A 12,497-nucleotide genomic window follows, 5' to 3' on the forward strand; every position below is an offset into this window, starting at 1 on the left:
ACGGTCACAACCAGCCGCGACGCACCGCCAGCGTATGCACGGCCATTCCCGCCAGCATGCTGGCGACAAACAGCCAGACCGCCGGGCCACCCGTCAAGAGTGAGGCGATGGCTGGGCCGGGACAAAATCCGGCAATGCCCCAGCCGGTGCCAAAGATCACCGCCCCCAGCACCAGTTTGCGGTCAATCAGGCGCGTGCCTGGTAACTGCACAGGCAGGCCCAAGACACTGGTGGAGTGCCTGGCCGCAGACTTGAAGGCAAAAAAGCCTACAGCAATCGCACCCATCATCACAAATGCCAGTGACGGATCCCAGTCACCGGTCACATCCAGAAAGGCCAGCACCTTGGCTGGATTGGTCATCCCGCCCACAATCAACCCCACACCGAAGATCAGCCCGGCGATCAATGCCATCAGATTTGCCATCTTGCTTCTACCCTATCATCCACACATGGCGCCATAGCCAGACCACCAGCATCGCCACCAGCATAAACGTCAACGTCGCCACCAGCGAACGTGGCGACAGCCGTGACAAGCCGCAAACCCCATGACCACTGGTGCACCCCGACCCCAGGCGACTACCGAAGCCCACCAGCAATCCCGCCACGATCAACCAGGGCGTGGACGCCTGAATCTCCACCATAGGCAACGGCCGTGCCAGCACATAAACCAATGGCGACAGCACCAGACCTGCGACAAAAGCCAGGCGCCAGGCTCGGTCACCGGCGGCGGCCGACCAGACCTGACCCACAATGCCACTGATGCCAGTGACCTTGCCCAGCCAGCGGATCATCAGCAAGGTGGAAAAACCAATCAGCAATCCACCCATCAGTGATTGCCAGGGGGTAAAAGAAATCATGCTTTTTTCTACATCCTCAACAGCGTTTATGAACAGGCCTAGCCAGCGTCATCACCCCTCAATCGACTTCGTCGGCCATGTCCTCATGGGCGGGTTCCGCAAGCTGGTTACATTCAAAACCGGCATTTTCCAGCGCAACCCGATACTCGCAGCCGGGCAAATGCCCTTCCAGCTTGCCGTTGATATGGGTGGTTTCCTGCTTGCAATAGGCGCAACGGTAACGGTGGGCCTGGCCTTCAAAGTGCTCTTGCGGATAGTCGATATAAAACAGTCGTTTCATGTTAATTGCTCCTCATCACAGCACTAGACAAGACCTATGCTACGCTGTCGACAGGAGGCTGGCAATACACAAAAAATCGCCTTGAGCAAGATTTTTCATCAAATAATTTTAACGTGCAGATTTTAATCAGGCCTAATTTCACAAATAAAATCAAATAGTTAAGACACTCACCCACAGCTCACCATAAAAGTTATCCACAAAAAATGTGGACAGGCGCCCCTTAGCCACGGCTATGTAAGGCAGCGATTTCCTGAATGTCCAGATCACGTTCCATCAGATGCAGCAACTCGTCATGAATCTGCCCCGAGCGATGCAGTCTAAGCAGCTCTTCTCGACCGGCGGCTACGGCGGCCAGTACCACATTAAAATGCGCTTTGCGGAGGTCATCGGGCAGACTGTCTTCATGTTTATGTTTGTCTGACAGGCTTTGCCGGTAGCTGTACTGTTCCAGCAAACGCGGGTGCATTAATGCGCCATGTTCGTTATAGGCCAGTTTGTTAACCACTGAAAACTGTGCCTGCTCAATCCGGGCCCACACCTGTGGCTCATTGAGGTAAGTATGCTCATGCTTGCTCGCCTTCAGTTTAAATGCGCGGATCACCTGACCAATTGTCGTCCCCTGCACCACCACCGTCACCAGGATCACGGCAAACGCGCACATCAGCATCAAGTCGCGTCCGGGCACCTGAGCGGGGACCGCCAGTGCTGCCGCCAGCGTGACCACGCCACGCATGCCTGCCCAGCTTTTAACAAAAGACTCGCCCCAGGTGCTGTGTCCATGCGCCGCATGCGGCTTGCGAATGAGTCTGGCCAGCCCATCAACCATGAAAATCCAGACAAAGCGTGACAAGATCACCACGGCCAGCACCAGCAACACTTCCAGTCCATAAGCCTCCAGGGACTTGTCGGCATGGGCGACACGCTCCCAGACGCCGCGCAAAGAGAGACCGATAAAGATAAATACCAGCGATTCAAAGATAAAAATCATGATTTCCCAAAACGCGGCACCGCGCCGCCGCGCCGTGGCCGACATGATTTCATGCTGATGCCAGCCCAGCATCATGCCGTAGGTGACCGTGGCGATCACGCCTGAGACACCGATGTGCTCGCCCACAACATAACAAATCCACCCCGGCAAGGCCGAGGCCAGCACCATGAGCTCAGTGCCATGCAGATAGCGCAGGGTTTTAAACACCAGATAGCCCATAGCCGCGCCAAACAATACGCCCCCAACACTGAGCCAGGCAAAAGTTTCGAGCGCACCGCTCAGTGAAAACACGCCGGTCAGCAAGGCGACAATCGAAAACTTGTACAGCACCAGCCCGGTGGCGTCATTGAGCAAGCTCTCGCCTTCGAGCAACACCAGCAGCTTGCGTGGCAAGGCCACGCGTTGCAGCACGGCTTTGGCGGCAATCGCATCCGGCGGTGACACAATTGCGCCCAAGGCAAAACAGGCCGCCCATGGCAAGCTAGGGTTGAAGCTATGCAAGGCCAGCCCGACCGCCAGCGTGGTGAACAGCACCGCACCAATCGCCAGCAGTAAAATGCCGCCCAGGTGCCGCCTGAACTCATGCCAGACCGTGAAATAGGCACCCGCCATCAGCAACGGCGGTAAAAACACCTCCATGACCAGGGCAGGATCAATCTCAAACGCCGGTAATTCTGGCACCAGCGCAATCAGGGCGCCACCCGCCAGCTGTGCTACCGCAGGCGGCCAGCGCAGCCGGTTGGCCAGGACTTCGAGTGCAATAATCGCCACCAGAAAAAACAGGATTAAATTGAAATAAAACGAATTACTCATGATAGACCGAGAGGGTCAGGCCCTCATGTAAACAGATGAAACCGCACCACTGAGGCGCGCCAGTGCCGCTAATCTAACACAGGCAGCTTGCGCCAGGCTTGCGTTAACAGGATTTGTCTGTTGTGAGTGTGCGGGGAAGCGCCTGTTTGACGCGGGCTTGAACTTGCATGCCCGCAATGGCTCAAACCAAAGAGTGTCCTTTTCAAAGATGAAGTGGCCGCACTGAATACCGTCAAGTTGGAGTAAGATGACGGCAGTCCGGCACAGGATAAGGAGTAAACATGTTTAGCTTGAAAAAATGGATATGGCGGCAATGGCAGGCCTGGCGCGGTGCAGATCGCGCGTATGCCAAATATCTGGCGCATTTTCAGCATTACCAGTCGCAAGTGGTGGATCCCGCCTTGCAACAAAGTTTGCAACTGCAACCCATGAGCAAAGAAGCGTTTTTGCAAGCCTGGCAACAAAAAGGCCTCAAGCCTGCGGGTAAATCCTGCGGCTGCAAACCCGGCTGCTGCGGCTAGGCCCTGATGGACATGATCAACACGCATGCCGGCAAGTTGCGGGCAATTGGCTATGATGCAGGCAAGCGGGCGTTGCGCGTGAGGCTGGAAGACGGCAGCACCCTCGAATATGCCAATGTCGGCGAAAGCGTCTGGCGTAGCTTCAAAAGCGCCAGTGCCCAATGGAGTTACTACTGCGACAACATTGAAGAAGCCTACAGTTGCCAACGGGTGAGCCCCTCAGTTACCTCGGCCCCGACCTTGGTCCGCAACCCGCTGGACGATTTGTTCCAGTAACCGCGGGTACAGAGACGCATTCAAGCCCAGCTTGCCGCAGATTGAGCAGCCGTTTGCCTGGCCTGTTGCCACCATAACAATATCGCCAGCACCGCCACCCCTGTTAGCAAGGTAAAACTCATGGCGTAGCCATAACGCTGCGCGACCCAGCCTGCCATGGCCGGACTCAAGGCTGCCCCCAGGCCCTGGATGGTCAACACAAATCCCAGCCCGACATTGAAGTGCCCACTGCCTTGCAACATCTTGGCCACCAGTCCTGGCAAAGCCACCCCTAACAGCCCCGCGCCGACGCCATCCAGTAGCTGCACGGGCACCACCGCCCAGGGCGAGTTCCAGGTCGACGCAATCACGCCGCGCACCGGCAAGGCAAGCAAGGCCAGCGTGACCAGCCGTTCGTAACTAAACTGCTCGGCATAACGCCCGGCCAGCAATGCCATGGGGATCATCACCAGTTGCGCAATCATCACCGTCAAAGCCGTAAACAGGCTGGCGTTGACCAGACCTTGCGACACCATGGTTTGCCCCAGCAAAGGCAGCATGGCGGCATTGGCCAGATGAAACAGCATCATGATGCAAGCCAGCATCAATAAGGGGCGTGACTGCAGCAATGCCTTCCATACGGCACGGCCAGAATCACTGACCGCAGCATGTGACTCCAGACCGCGCGCCGCATGGTAATCAATCTCCTGCGGGCGAATGCGGCGGATGCACAGCAGCGCCAGCACCGCCATCACCGCCAGTAGCATAAAGACGGCAGACAAGCCCCAGAAATAGCCAAGCACGCCAGCCACGGAGACTGACACCAGGCTACCGGCATGACTCCAGGCCTCGTTCTGACCAAGCTGCCTGGACAAATATTTAGACCCGACCAGGCCCAGGCTGATACTGGCAATCGCGGGCCCAATCATGGCACGGACCACACCGGTAGCGGCTTGCGACAAGGCAATCGCCGCAAACGAGTGCCACAGCAACAACACCAGGCAACCGACCACCATCAGGATGGCGCACACGGACAGCCACAAGCGCTTGGCATGGGTGCGGTCCATCAGGGCACCCGCCGGGATTCCCGCCATCATGGTTGCCAACCCGCCTATGGTCATCACATAGCCAATCTCATCCGCCTGCCAGGATTGTGCCAATAAATACACGCCGAGAAAGGCGCCCAGCCCGTCGCGGACATCGGCCATGAAAAAATTCATCACCGCCAGCCATTGCCGTGAATCTGCAGGCATTTTGAATAGACGCATGCTTTTCTCCTTACACCACAGGGGCTTTAAAGATAAAAAAGGAGCCCAGACCAATGAGGGCAAAGCCGACAACATGGCTGGAGGTGAAATGCTCGCCGAGCGAATACACCGAAAACACGGCAAACACACTGAGCGAAATGACTTCTTGCATGGTTTTGAGCGCCGCCACCGAATACACGGTATGGCCGATCCGGTTGGCCGGCACCGCAAAACAATATTCAAACAGGGCAATCAGCCAGCTCACCACAATCACCACATACAGCGGCTTTTCGGTGAACTTGAGATGGCCATACCAGGCCACTGTCATAAACACATTGGAGATCAATAACAATAGAATCGGGGCTAATTTTGCAATCATGATGCATCCTGTCAAAAGAGGGAGTACAGCGTGGGCGGCGGCCTTTTGGCAGCACCGCTGTTGCCCAAAGCGCTTTAAGCAACACCTAACTTGCTTAAAGCGCAGGCGACGCCGGATGAAGCGTTGGCCTTAGCTAAATCAGGGACTAGCACTGGCCGGCTACCGCAGCCGCTGGCTGGCAAGCTGGGGCCGCAGCCGCTGGCTGGCAAGCTGGGGCCGCGGGCGCATAGAGTGGCTGCATCGTAGCGGCGGAGCTTCCCATGCGGATCGCCTCCAGCGACACACCATTGGCCGTCCTGGTCCCTAGACCAGCCACCGCAATACGCAGCCCTGGGCGCAATGGCATACTCAGGCTTTCAGGCGGAAAGTGAACAATGCTCTGGTTATCCAGGATGACACCATCGACTTCGCCACGCGGACCATTCAGGATCAAATCGACCTTGCCTTCCACCTGCAGCGGCTGCAATGACTGCGCCCGCAAATGTGGGGGTAACAATGGCAGGTTATTGGCGGGTGGCTGGTCCACCACAATATTGCCGGTGGTCACATTGATAATGGCATCGGCTTTAACAATGGCTGGCGTTTCAGCATGCCCGAGAATACGCACATGCTGGCCGGGTTGCACAGCGCCTAGCAAGGCCTGCGAACGGTGCGGGGGGAATTTGACAATCACGTCATTCGCCAAGCGCAAGCCATCCGCTTCCCCATACGGATTAAACAGGATGGATTTGACAGTCGCCTCAGCTACCGCGGGCAGCGCCGCCGTCGCCTGTAAATCCAGCGCGCCTGCAGGCGCAAGCGGAGCGGGGACCATAGGCGCAGGCGCCAGTGGTGCCGATGCGCCTGGTCCCAGATTAAGTGGCGCAGGCGTCAGCGGAGAAGGATTCGCAGCTAAGGGCGGCAAGGCAAATGCTTGCAGGGTCATACTTAGGGTAGTGACGAGCAGCGCGGCACGCAGAGGACGACTGCCGCGTGCAAGATGGCTGCTACGTGTACATACAGAAGAAGTTAACATGAAATGCTCCTTGTCATGGATAGAGGTTATCTCCTCTATTGCAAGGGGCATGCCAGATAAAAAATCATTTTAAATCAATTGCTTGAAAAATAAACCCTGGCACACTTGTCCGCTTTGGTGACACAACACTGTCCGCTGGGCGGACAGCTGTCAGCGCTTATGTCAGGCCATGCTCTTCGAGCTTGCGGTAAAGTTGCTGACGGGACAACCCCAGTTTACGCGCCGCTTCACTGCGGTTGTCACCGCTCTCGCGCAAGGCGCGTTCTATCATCTCGCGCTCGACTTGCTGCAGGGTCTCGGCCAGCGTGCCGGTGGCGGCGCCACGACCAGAAGCGTCTGCCGCCTGCGGACGTGGCGTAAAAGAAATATGTTCAGCCTCGATCCAGGCATGATGACTCAAAATCTGCGCGCGCGCGATGGTGTTGCGGAGTTCACGGATATTCCCCGGCCAGTCATGTTGCACCAGCTGTTGTGCGGCTTCAGCGGTCAGACGCTTGGGAGTACCCGCAGCTTCACTGGCCAAAAAATGCTGTGCCAGCAGCAACAGGTCTTCACCGCGCGCGCGTAGTGGTGGCAAGGCAATCGGCATCACCTGCAGCCGGTACCATAAATCTTCACGAAACTGCCCGGCGCGGACGGCGGCAGGTAAATCTCTATGGGTGGCTGCAATGATGCGCGCATCCAGCGCAAGCACCGTTTGCGCGCCGACCGGGCTAAACTCGCGCGCCTCCAGCACCCGCAAAATCTTGGCTTGCAGCGCCAGCGGCATATCACCAATTTCGTCGAGGAACAGGGTGCCGCCAGTCGCTTGTCGCAAATAACCTTTACGGTCAGCCACCGCACCGGTAAACGCACCTTTGACATGCCCAAACAGTTCGCTTTCCATCAATTCTGCCGGGATGGCGGCGCAGTTGACGGCCACAAAAGGGCCATGGGCGCGCAAGCTGTTACGGTGCAGTGCACGCGCCACCTCTTCCTTGCCGGTGCCGGTCTCGCCCAAAATCAGCACGGTTGCCTCGGTCGCCGCAGCCAGGCCGATGTGTTTGAAGACCTCGCGCATGCATTCACTGTTGCCAATCAAGCGTTCCGCCGTTGGGTTGTCTGCGGTCAGCGACGCGTCGGCCTCCAGGCGAGACTCGCGGTCAGCGCTGCGCTCGGGCAGTGCGCGTTGCAAGGTTTCCATTAGCTTCTGCCGTGACACTGGCTTGGTCAAATGGTCAAACGCACCCAGCCGCATGGCCTCAATCGTGTTGTTGCCACTGGCATAGGCGGTAAGCATGATGCAGGGCACCGCCTTGATCGCCTGCGCCTGACGCAAGAAGGACAAGCCGTCTTCCCCGGTGAGTTTGAGATCGGTGATCACCAGCTCTACCGGCGCCGTCCGCAAGCAGTGCAGGCCCGCCTGCACATGGCCGGCTTCCAGCACATGGTGCCCCAGGTCAGACAGCATTTCAGACAGGCTGCTTCTAAAGGCGGGATCATCGTCAATAATCAGGAGGTGTGCCATGGTAATTCAATCTCAAAACGGGCGCCCGCGGCAGTATCGGCCAAGCGTAGCTCGCCGCCATGCGCCTGGACAATCTCGCGCGCCAGGGCCAGGCCCAGGCCGGTACCACCACTGCGCGCCGTACTAAAAGGTTCAAACACCTGGGGGCGCAAATGCGCGGGCACGCCACTGCCATTGTCGGCCACCCACAATCGCAGGTGCCCCGAAGTGACGCTGTCCAGCCCCAACTCAATCTCGCCTCCCACGGGGATATGCGCCAGCGCATTCAGGAGCAGATTGTCCATCACTTGCGCCATTTTATCTGGGTCGAGCACGGCCTGCGCTTGAGCACGTGTCACTACGGCATCACTCAGGGTTAACTTCCAGCGTGCCTGCTGCGCAGTCAAGGCCTCTTGATGCAAGCTGGTCAGGCTGGTCAGCCAGGCGCGCAAATCCACTGCCTGCTTATGTAGTTGCAAGGGATGCGTCAGTGCCAGCAAACTGGAGATCAGGCTTTCGAGGCGCGAGGTTTGCGCCAGCACCGCCTCAAAGGCACTCTGGCTGCGTTGCTGATAGCGCTCGGGGGCCGCGGCCATGGCATTTTCAACCTTCATGCGCATGGTGGCCAGCGGATTACGGATTTCATGCGCAAGCCCGGCAGAGACCCGGCCCAGCGTCGCCATGCGCTCAGACTGTGCCAGCTGTTGCATCAGTGTAGCCATCTGGCGCTGCCAGCGCAGCAGCATCCAGGCCAGCCAGGCGCCAGACATCACGACCAGGCCTATCAGCAGCGCCAACGCCAGGCTCAAATGATTGAGCACCTCAGCCTGAATCAGCAACACGCGTTTCATCACCCAGGCAACAGACGTGCCGGGGGCTTGGGTCAGTGGGCAGGCAGCAAACACAATGGCTTCACGCAAGCCGGGGCGCACCTCCAGAATCAACTGATGGCTGCGGCTGGCCAGTTCGGCCGTGGCAGTGATTTTTTCAAGTTCGGCCACCGGTGGATCACGCTTGACGCCGGTGCCATCATACGTAGGAAAGGCATACGCAAACACACCTTGGTCTGGCCGCCAAAAGCCGCCTTCACTGCCGGGCTCTTCGCGTAGGGCAAGATCTATCACCGCCTGCCAGCCTGCCTGCGCTGAAGCACTCTCCAGCCTCGCAAGGTGTACCCCATGTTGCATGGCCTGGCAGCTGGCAGCCGCATGCAGCCTGGCCTCGGCAATCTGCGAGGCCGCGCCCTGGCGGCTCAGTTCGATCAACAGCCAGACCAGCAAGGCCGAGACGGCCGCAATCACAGCCCAGAGCAGGAGCAGGTCTCGGCGCACCTTGTGGGTATGGGTCTGCATAAAAAGCCTGTGTAGAGTCGATGGTGTGAGTAAGAAGGTTAACGCGGCAACCACACGGTAGCACATCACTCACAGCGCTTCAATCAGGCTGGCGCTGACAAGCCTTGGCGGCTGACCAAGCGCACCGCAGGACTGGTCCCCGTGCGATTGTAAGCCCGCTGTAATCCAGCTTTGTTAGTCTGGTCATGGCTGTTAGTATTCCTGTTCCCCTCACGTCTGGAGTCGATGATGACGGATGACGCATTGATCATTGATCAACGTTTTGGCCTGGGCGCGCGCGCCGCGGCCACTACGCCCTCAAATAGTGTCTCGCTGGCATTGCTGGACGAATTTAGCCGTTACCAGGCCTTGCCGCCATTGTGGCAGCAATACCAGCAAGCGCTGCCATCCATCGAGCAAGAGATGCAGGAAATGCGCATGATCAATCAGGCCGAATCACCTGAGGACAAACTGCAGTTGCGCCGCCAAATGCGTAACGAAGCGCGGGACAGCTATACCGAGGCAGTGCAGGTACGCGCGCAAGTGGCGCAGCAGACCGATACCCCGTTCGTGGAAAGACTGGTGCATTTCTGGTCCAACCATTTTGCAATCTCGGCACAAAAATCGCAGGTCACACAACTGGCCGGATTGTTTGAACTGCAAGCCATCCGTCCGTTTGTACTGGGCACGTTTAAAGACATGTTGTTTGCGGTCGAGAAGCATCCGGCCATGTTGATCTACCTAGACCAGCAGCAATCACGCGGGCCACAAAGCGAAGCCGTACAACGGCAAATGCGCCGCCAGCCGGACAAGAAAAGTGGCCTCAACGAGAACCTTGCCCGCGAAATTCTGGAACTGCACACGCTGGGCGTACGTAGCGGTTATAGCCAACAGGACGTGACCGAGTTTGCACGCGCACTGACCGGCTGGACCGTGCCCGGCCCCAAACTCACAGGCGAGACCGATGCGCGCTATCCTGGCTTTGTCTTTAATGAGCGCGTGCACGAGCCTGATGTCCGTCAGTTACTCGGCAAAACCTATGCGCAACCGGGCGTACAACAAGCCGAAGCCATCCTCACTGACTTGGCCGCCGCCCCGGCCACGGCCACGCATGTAGCGACCAAACTGGCCTGCCATTTTGCTGGCGACCAGCCACCGCCCGCCCTGATTAACCGGCTACGCGACACCTATCTGCAAACCGGGGGCCAACTGCCGGCACTGTATCGCGTGCTGATGGAAGCGCCGGAGTGCCGCGTGCCCACGCCGGTCAAGTTCAAAACGCCGTGGGAGTGGCTGATTAGCAGTGTACGGGCGCTGGATATTGACCTTTCGCATGTCCGCGTCTCGCAAGTCATGACCCAGCTGGGACAACCGATCTGGAAACCAGGCTCCCCCGCCGGTTATGACGATGTGGCCGAAAGCTGGCTCGCCTCCAACGCCTTGTTGCGCCGGGTGGAGTATGCGCAGCGGCTGGCTTCGCTGACCAAGCTGAGCATGCCACCCGCGGTGCTGGCCAATACCGTCCTGCGCGGCAGGCTCAGCCATGAGACCTTGCAGCAAGTGAGCCGCGCCGAATCTGCGCACACCGGTTTTGCGCTTCTGCTGGTCAGCCCTGAATTTTTAAGGAGATAGCCATGCAGCGCAGACAATTTGTGAAATTATGCGGCGCCGGGCTGGCCGCCTTCTGGCTCCCCAGCTTGAGTTTTGCGGCGGCGGCGACCGAACAACGCTTTATTTTCATCATCCAGCGCGGCGCGGCCGATGGCTTGAACACCGTGATTCCGTATGCAGATCCCGATTACCAGCGCTTGCGTGGCGCCTTGGCCGTGCAAGACATCAATGACACCAAGCTGGACAGCCTGTTTGCGCTACACCCGTCCCTGGTCAAGGCCAAGACACTTTACCAGCAGCAACATGCACTGTTTGTGCATGCGGTGGCCTCGGCCTACCGCGAACGTTCCCATTTTGACGGGCAGAATGTGCTGGAAAGTGGGGGGACGCGTGCTTATCAGCTCAAAGATGGCTGGTTGAATCGCTTGCTCGGCCTGCTGCCGCCCGCCCAAAACGAGGCGATTGCATTTTCCCCCACCATTCCGCTGGCCTTGCGTGGCAACTATCAGGTCGATGCCTATGCCAGTGCCAAGCTGCCACAACCCTCCGATGATTTACTGTTAAGAGTCAGCCAACTTTACCAGCAGGATGCCCAATTACATGCCGCCTGGGAAAGTGCGATGCAAGTCGAGAATATGGCGGACAAAGGCATGCAAGGGCAAAACAGCCAGCAACCAGCAGCGCTGGGCAACATGGTCGGTGATTTTTTAAGCCGGCCAGACGGCCCGCGCATTGCCATGCTGGAAACCGGCGGCTGGGATACCCATAGCGCCCAAAACAGCCGTCTGAGCAAACAGCTGTCTGACCTGGACACCCTGCTCGCCAGCCTGCAAACGCATCTGGGGAATCACTGGCAGCAAACGCTGATCATCGTCGCCACCGAATTTGGCCGCACCGCCGCCGCCAATGGGACAGGCGGCACCGACCATGGCACAGGCGCCGCCATGCTGGCGTTTGGGGGCGCCCTGCCCGCCATCACGGCAAGCAATCGAAGCTGGCCAGCCGGCAAAGTCATCGCCGACTGGCCCGGCCTCAAAGACAGCCAGCTGTATCAAGGGCGCGACTTGCAACCGACACTGGCGCTGGATAAGGCAATCACGGCATTGGTGAGCGCACACTATGGCTTGGAGCCAGGCAAGGTGGCCCGCACACTGTTTCCGGCATCCAGCTGATGTTTTTGCAGGGCGCCCCATAACAAATACACCCGGCAATCAAACTCATATTGCATGTAGTCGGGTTCCATATGCAGACAGAGCTGGTAAAACGCCTTGTCATGCTCGCGCTCTTTGAGATGTGCCAGTTCGTGTACCACGATCATGTTGAGAAATGCCAGCGGCGCCGTTTTAAAAAAAGCCGAAATCCGGATCTCTTTTTTGGCCTTGAGCTTGCCGCCCTGCACCCGCGAAATGGCGGCATTGAGCCCCAGTGTCTGCTTTTCTATGGTGAGCCGGTTGTCGAAATAGACTTTGTCGAGCAAGGGCGCGTTTTTCAAATAGCGCTGCTTGAGCGCATTACAAAAATCATACAGCGCCTTGTCACTTTGAATCGTGTGCGTCTCGGGATAACGCTGCTGCAGATAATGGCCCAGTTGGCCCTGGGCATGCAACTGGGCAATTTGCGCACGTAAATGCGCGTGATACCCCGGCAGAAATTGTTGAATCAAGGTCGCAGACATGCCGCCATTTTAAACGGCAACGGCCACAACATTCAAAAA

14 protein-coding genes are annotated in these 12,497 nt (G+C 58.0%); 4 read left to right on the forward strand and 10 right to left on the reverse strand.

Annotated elements, in window-relative coordinates; all coding sequences use genetic code 11:
- Window positions 1–4: 4 nt before the first annotated feature.
- From GOC95_RS13690 to GOC95_RS13705, 4 genes are all read right to left on the reverse strand, one after another.
- A complete protein-coding gene (locus GOC95_RS13690; protein ID WP_275357792.1) occupies window positions 5–424 on the reverse strand; it encodes a DUF6691 family protein in 420 nt (139 codons plus the stop codon).
- Between the two features lie 7 nt (window positions 425–431).
- Complete coding sequence (locus GOC95_RS13695) at window positions 432–857, reverse strand: YeeE/YedE family protein (protein ID WP_275357794.1); 426 nt, start codon at window positions 855–857, stop codon at window positions 432–434.
- 58 nt (window positions 858–915) lie between these two features.
- The gene (locus GOC95_RS13700) at window positions 916–1,137 is read right to left on the reverse strand and encodes a hypothetical protein (RefSeq protein WP_275357796.1); all 222 of its coding nucleotides are present in this window, start codon (window positions 1,135–1,137) and stop codon (window positions 916–918) included.
- Between the two features lie 220 nt (window positions 1,138–1,357).
- Window positions 1,358–2,938 (reverse strand): Na+/H+ antiporter, encoded by a 1,581-nt coding sequence (locus tag GOC95_RS13705; protein ID WP_275357798.1) that lies wholly within the window; start codon window positions 2,936–2,938, stop codon window positions 1,358–1,360.
- A gap of 281 nt (window positions 2,939–3,219) precedes the next feature.
- Between GOC95_RS13705 and GOC95_RS13710 the strand changes: the two genes are divergently transcribed.
- Both GOC95_RS13710 and GOC95_RS13715 read left to right on the forward strand, forming a co-directional pair.
- On the forward strand, window positions 3,220–3,459 hold the full coding sequence (locus GOC95_RS13710; protein ID WP_194748884.1) for a hypothetical protein: 240 nt from the start codon (window positions 3,220–3,222) through the stop codon (window positions 3,457–3,459).
- Window positions 3,460–3,465: 6 nt separating this feature from the next.
- On the forward strand, window positions 3,466–3,735 hold the full coding sequence (locus GOC95_RS13715; protein ID WP_275357801.1) for a KTSC domain-containing protein: 270 nt from the start codon (window positions 3,466–3,468) through the stop codon (window positions 3,733–3,735).
- Window positions 3,736–3,755: 20 nt separating this feature from the next.
- On the opposite strand, the gene GOC95_RS13720 is transcribed toward GOC95_RS13715, so the two are convergent.
- The 5 genes from GOC95_RS13720 to GOC95_RS13740 form a co-directional block, all read right to left on the reverse strand.
- A complete protein-coding gene (locus tag GOC95_RS13720; protein ID WP_275357802.1) occupies window positions 3,756–4,982 on the reverse strand; it encodes an MFS transporter in 1,227 nt (408 codons plus the stop codon).
- A 10-nt stretch (window positions 4,983–4,992) separates the two neighbouring features.
- On the reverse strand, window positions 4,993–5,340 hold the full coding sequence (locus tag GOC95_RS13725; protein ID WP_275357804.1) for a DMT family protein: 348 nt from the start codon (window positions 5,338–5,340) through the stop codon (window positions 4,993–4,995).
- A gap of 145 nt (window positions 5,341–5,485) precedes the next feature.
- The gene (locus GOC95_RS13730) at window positions 5,486–6,355 is read right to left on the reverse strand and encodes a hypothetical protein (protein WP_275357806.1); all 870 of its coding nucleotides are present in this window, start codon (window positions 6,353–6,355) and stop codon (window positions 5,486–5,488) included.
- A 157-nt stretch (window positions 6,356–6,512) separates the two neighbouring features.
- Window positions 6,513–7,862, reverse strand: coding sequence for a sigma-54 dependent transcriptional regulator (locus GOC95_RS13735; protein ID WP_275357808.1), 1,350 nt, complete (start codon window positions 7,860–7,862; stop codon window positions 6,513–6,515).
- A complete protein-coding gene (locus tag GOC95_RS13740; protein WP_275357810.1) occupies window positions 7,847–9,193 on the reverse strand; it encodes an ATP-binding protein in 1,347 nt (448 codons plus the stop codon). The genes GOC95_RS13735 and GOC95_RS13740 overlap by 16 nt, the downstream gene beginning before the upstream one ends.
- A gap of 225 nt (window positions 9,194–9,418) precedes the next feature.
- Between GOC95_RS13740 and GOC95_RS13745 the strand changes: the two genes are divergently transcribed.
- Window positions 9,419–10,804, forward strand: coding sequence for a DUF1800 domain-containing protein (locus GOC95_RS13745; RefSeq protein ID WP_275357811.1), 1,386 nt, complete (start codon window positions 9,419–9,421; stop codon window positions 10,802–10,804).
- 2 nt (window positions 10,805–10,806) lie between these two features.
- Complete coding sequence (locus GOC95_RS13750; RefSeq protein ID WP_275357813.1) at window positions 10,807–11,955, forward strand: DUF1501 domain-containing protein; 1,149 nt, start codon at window positions 10,807–10,809, stop codon at window positions 11,953–11,955.
- Here the strand turns inward: GOC95_RS13750 and GOC95_RS13755 are convergent.
- Complete coding sequence (locus tag GOC95_RS13755) at window positions 11,901–12,458, reverse strand: YgjP-like metallopeptidase domain-containing protein (protein ID WP_275357815.1); 558 nt, start codon at window positions 12,456–12,458, stop codon at window positions 11,901–11,903. The genes GOC95_RS13750 and GOC95_RS13755 overlap by 55 nt on opposite strands.
- Between the last annotated feature and the right edge of the window lie 39 nt (window positions 12,459–12,497).

It is taken from the genome of Methylophilus sp. YYY-1 (genome assembly GCF_029132825.1).
In the GTDB taxonomy this organism is placed as follows: Bacteria; Pseudomonadota; Gammaproteobacteria; order Burkholderiales; family Methylophilaceae; genus Methylophilus; species Methylophilus glucosoxydans.

Bases quoted from the DNA above. Each gene is read 5' to 3' on its own strand.
- GOC95_RS13740 (WP_275357810.1), bottom strand. From the start codon at position 9,193: ATGCAGACCCATACCCACAAGGTGCGCCGAGACCTGCTCCTGCTCTGG.
- GOC95_RS13745 (WP_275357811.1), top strand. From the start codon at position 9,419: ATGATGACGGATGACGCATTGATCATTGATCAACGTTTTGGCCTGGGC.
- GOC95_RS13735 (WP_275357808.1), bottom strand. From the start codon at position 7,862: ATGGCACACCTCCTGATTATTGACGATGATCCCGCCTTTAGAAGCAGC.
- GOC95_RS13690 (WP_275357792.1), bottom strand. From the start codon at position 424: ATGGCAAATCTGATGGCATTGATCGCCGGGCTGATCTTCGGTGTGGGG.
- GOC95_RS13710 (WP_194748884.1), top strand. From the start codon at position 3,220: ATGTTTAGCTTGAAAAAATGGATATGGCGGCAATGGCAGGCCTGGCGC.
- GOC95_RS13755 (WP_275357815.1), bottom strand. From the start codon at position 12,458: ATGTCTGCGACCTTGATTCAACAATTTCTGCCGGGGTATCACGCGCAT.
- GOC95_RS13715 (WP_275357801.1), top strand. From the start codon at position 3,466: ATGGACATGATCAACACGCATGCCGGCAAGTTGCGGGCAATTGGCTAT.
- GOC95_RS13705 (WP_275357798.1), bottom strand. From the start codon at position 2,938: ATGAGTAATTCGTTTTATTTCAATTTAATCCTGTTTTTTCTGGTGGCG.
- GOC95_RS13730 (WP_275357806.1), bottom strand. From the start codon at position 6,355: ATGTTAACTTCTTCTGTATGTACACGTAGCAGCCATCTTGCACGCGGC.
- GOC95_RS13750 (WP_275357813.1), top strand. From the start codon at position 10,807: ATGCAGCGCAGACAATTTGTGAAATTATGCGGCGCCGGGCTGGCCGCC.
- GOC95_RS13720 (WP_275357802.1), bottom strand. From the start codon at position 4,982: ATGCGTCTATTCAAAATGCCTGCAGATTCACGGCAATGGCTGGCGGTG.
- GOC95_RS13725 (WP_275357804.1), bottom strand. From the start codon at position 5,340: ATGATTGCAAAATTAGCCCCGATTCTATTGTTATTGATCTCCAATGTG.
- GOC95_RS13695 (WP_275357794.1), bottom strand. From the start codon at position 857: ATGATTTCTTTTACCCCCTGGCAATCACTGATGGGTGGATTGCTGATT.
- GOC95_RS13700 (WP_275357796.1), bottom strand. From the start codon at position 1,137: ATGAAACGACTGTTTTATATCGACTATCCGCAAGAGCACTTTGAAGGC.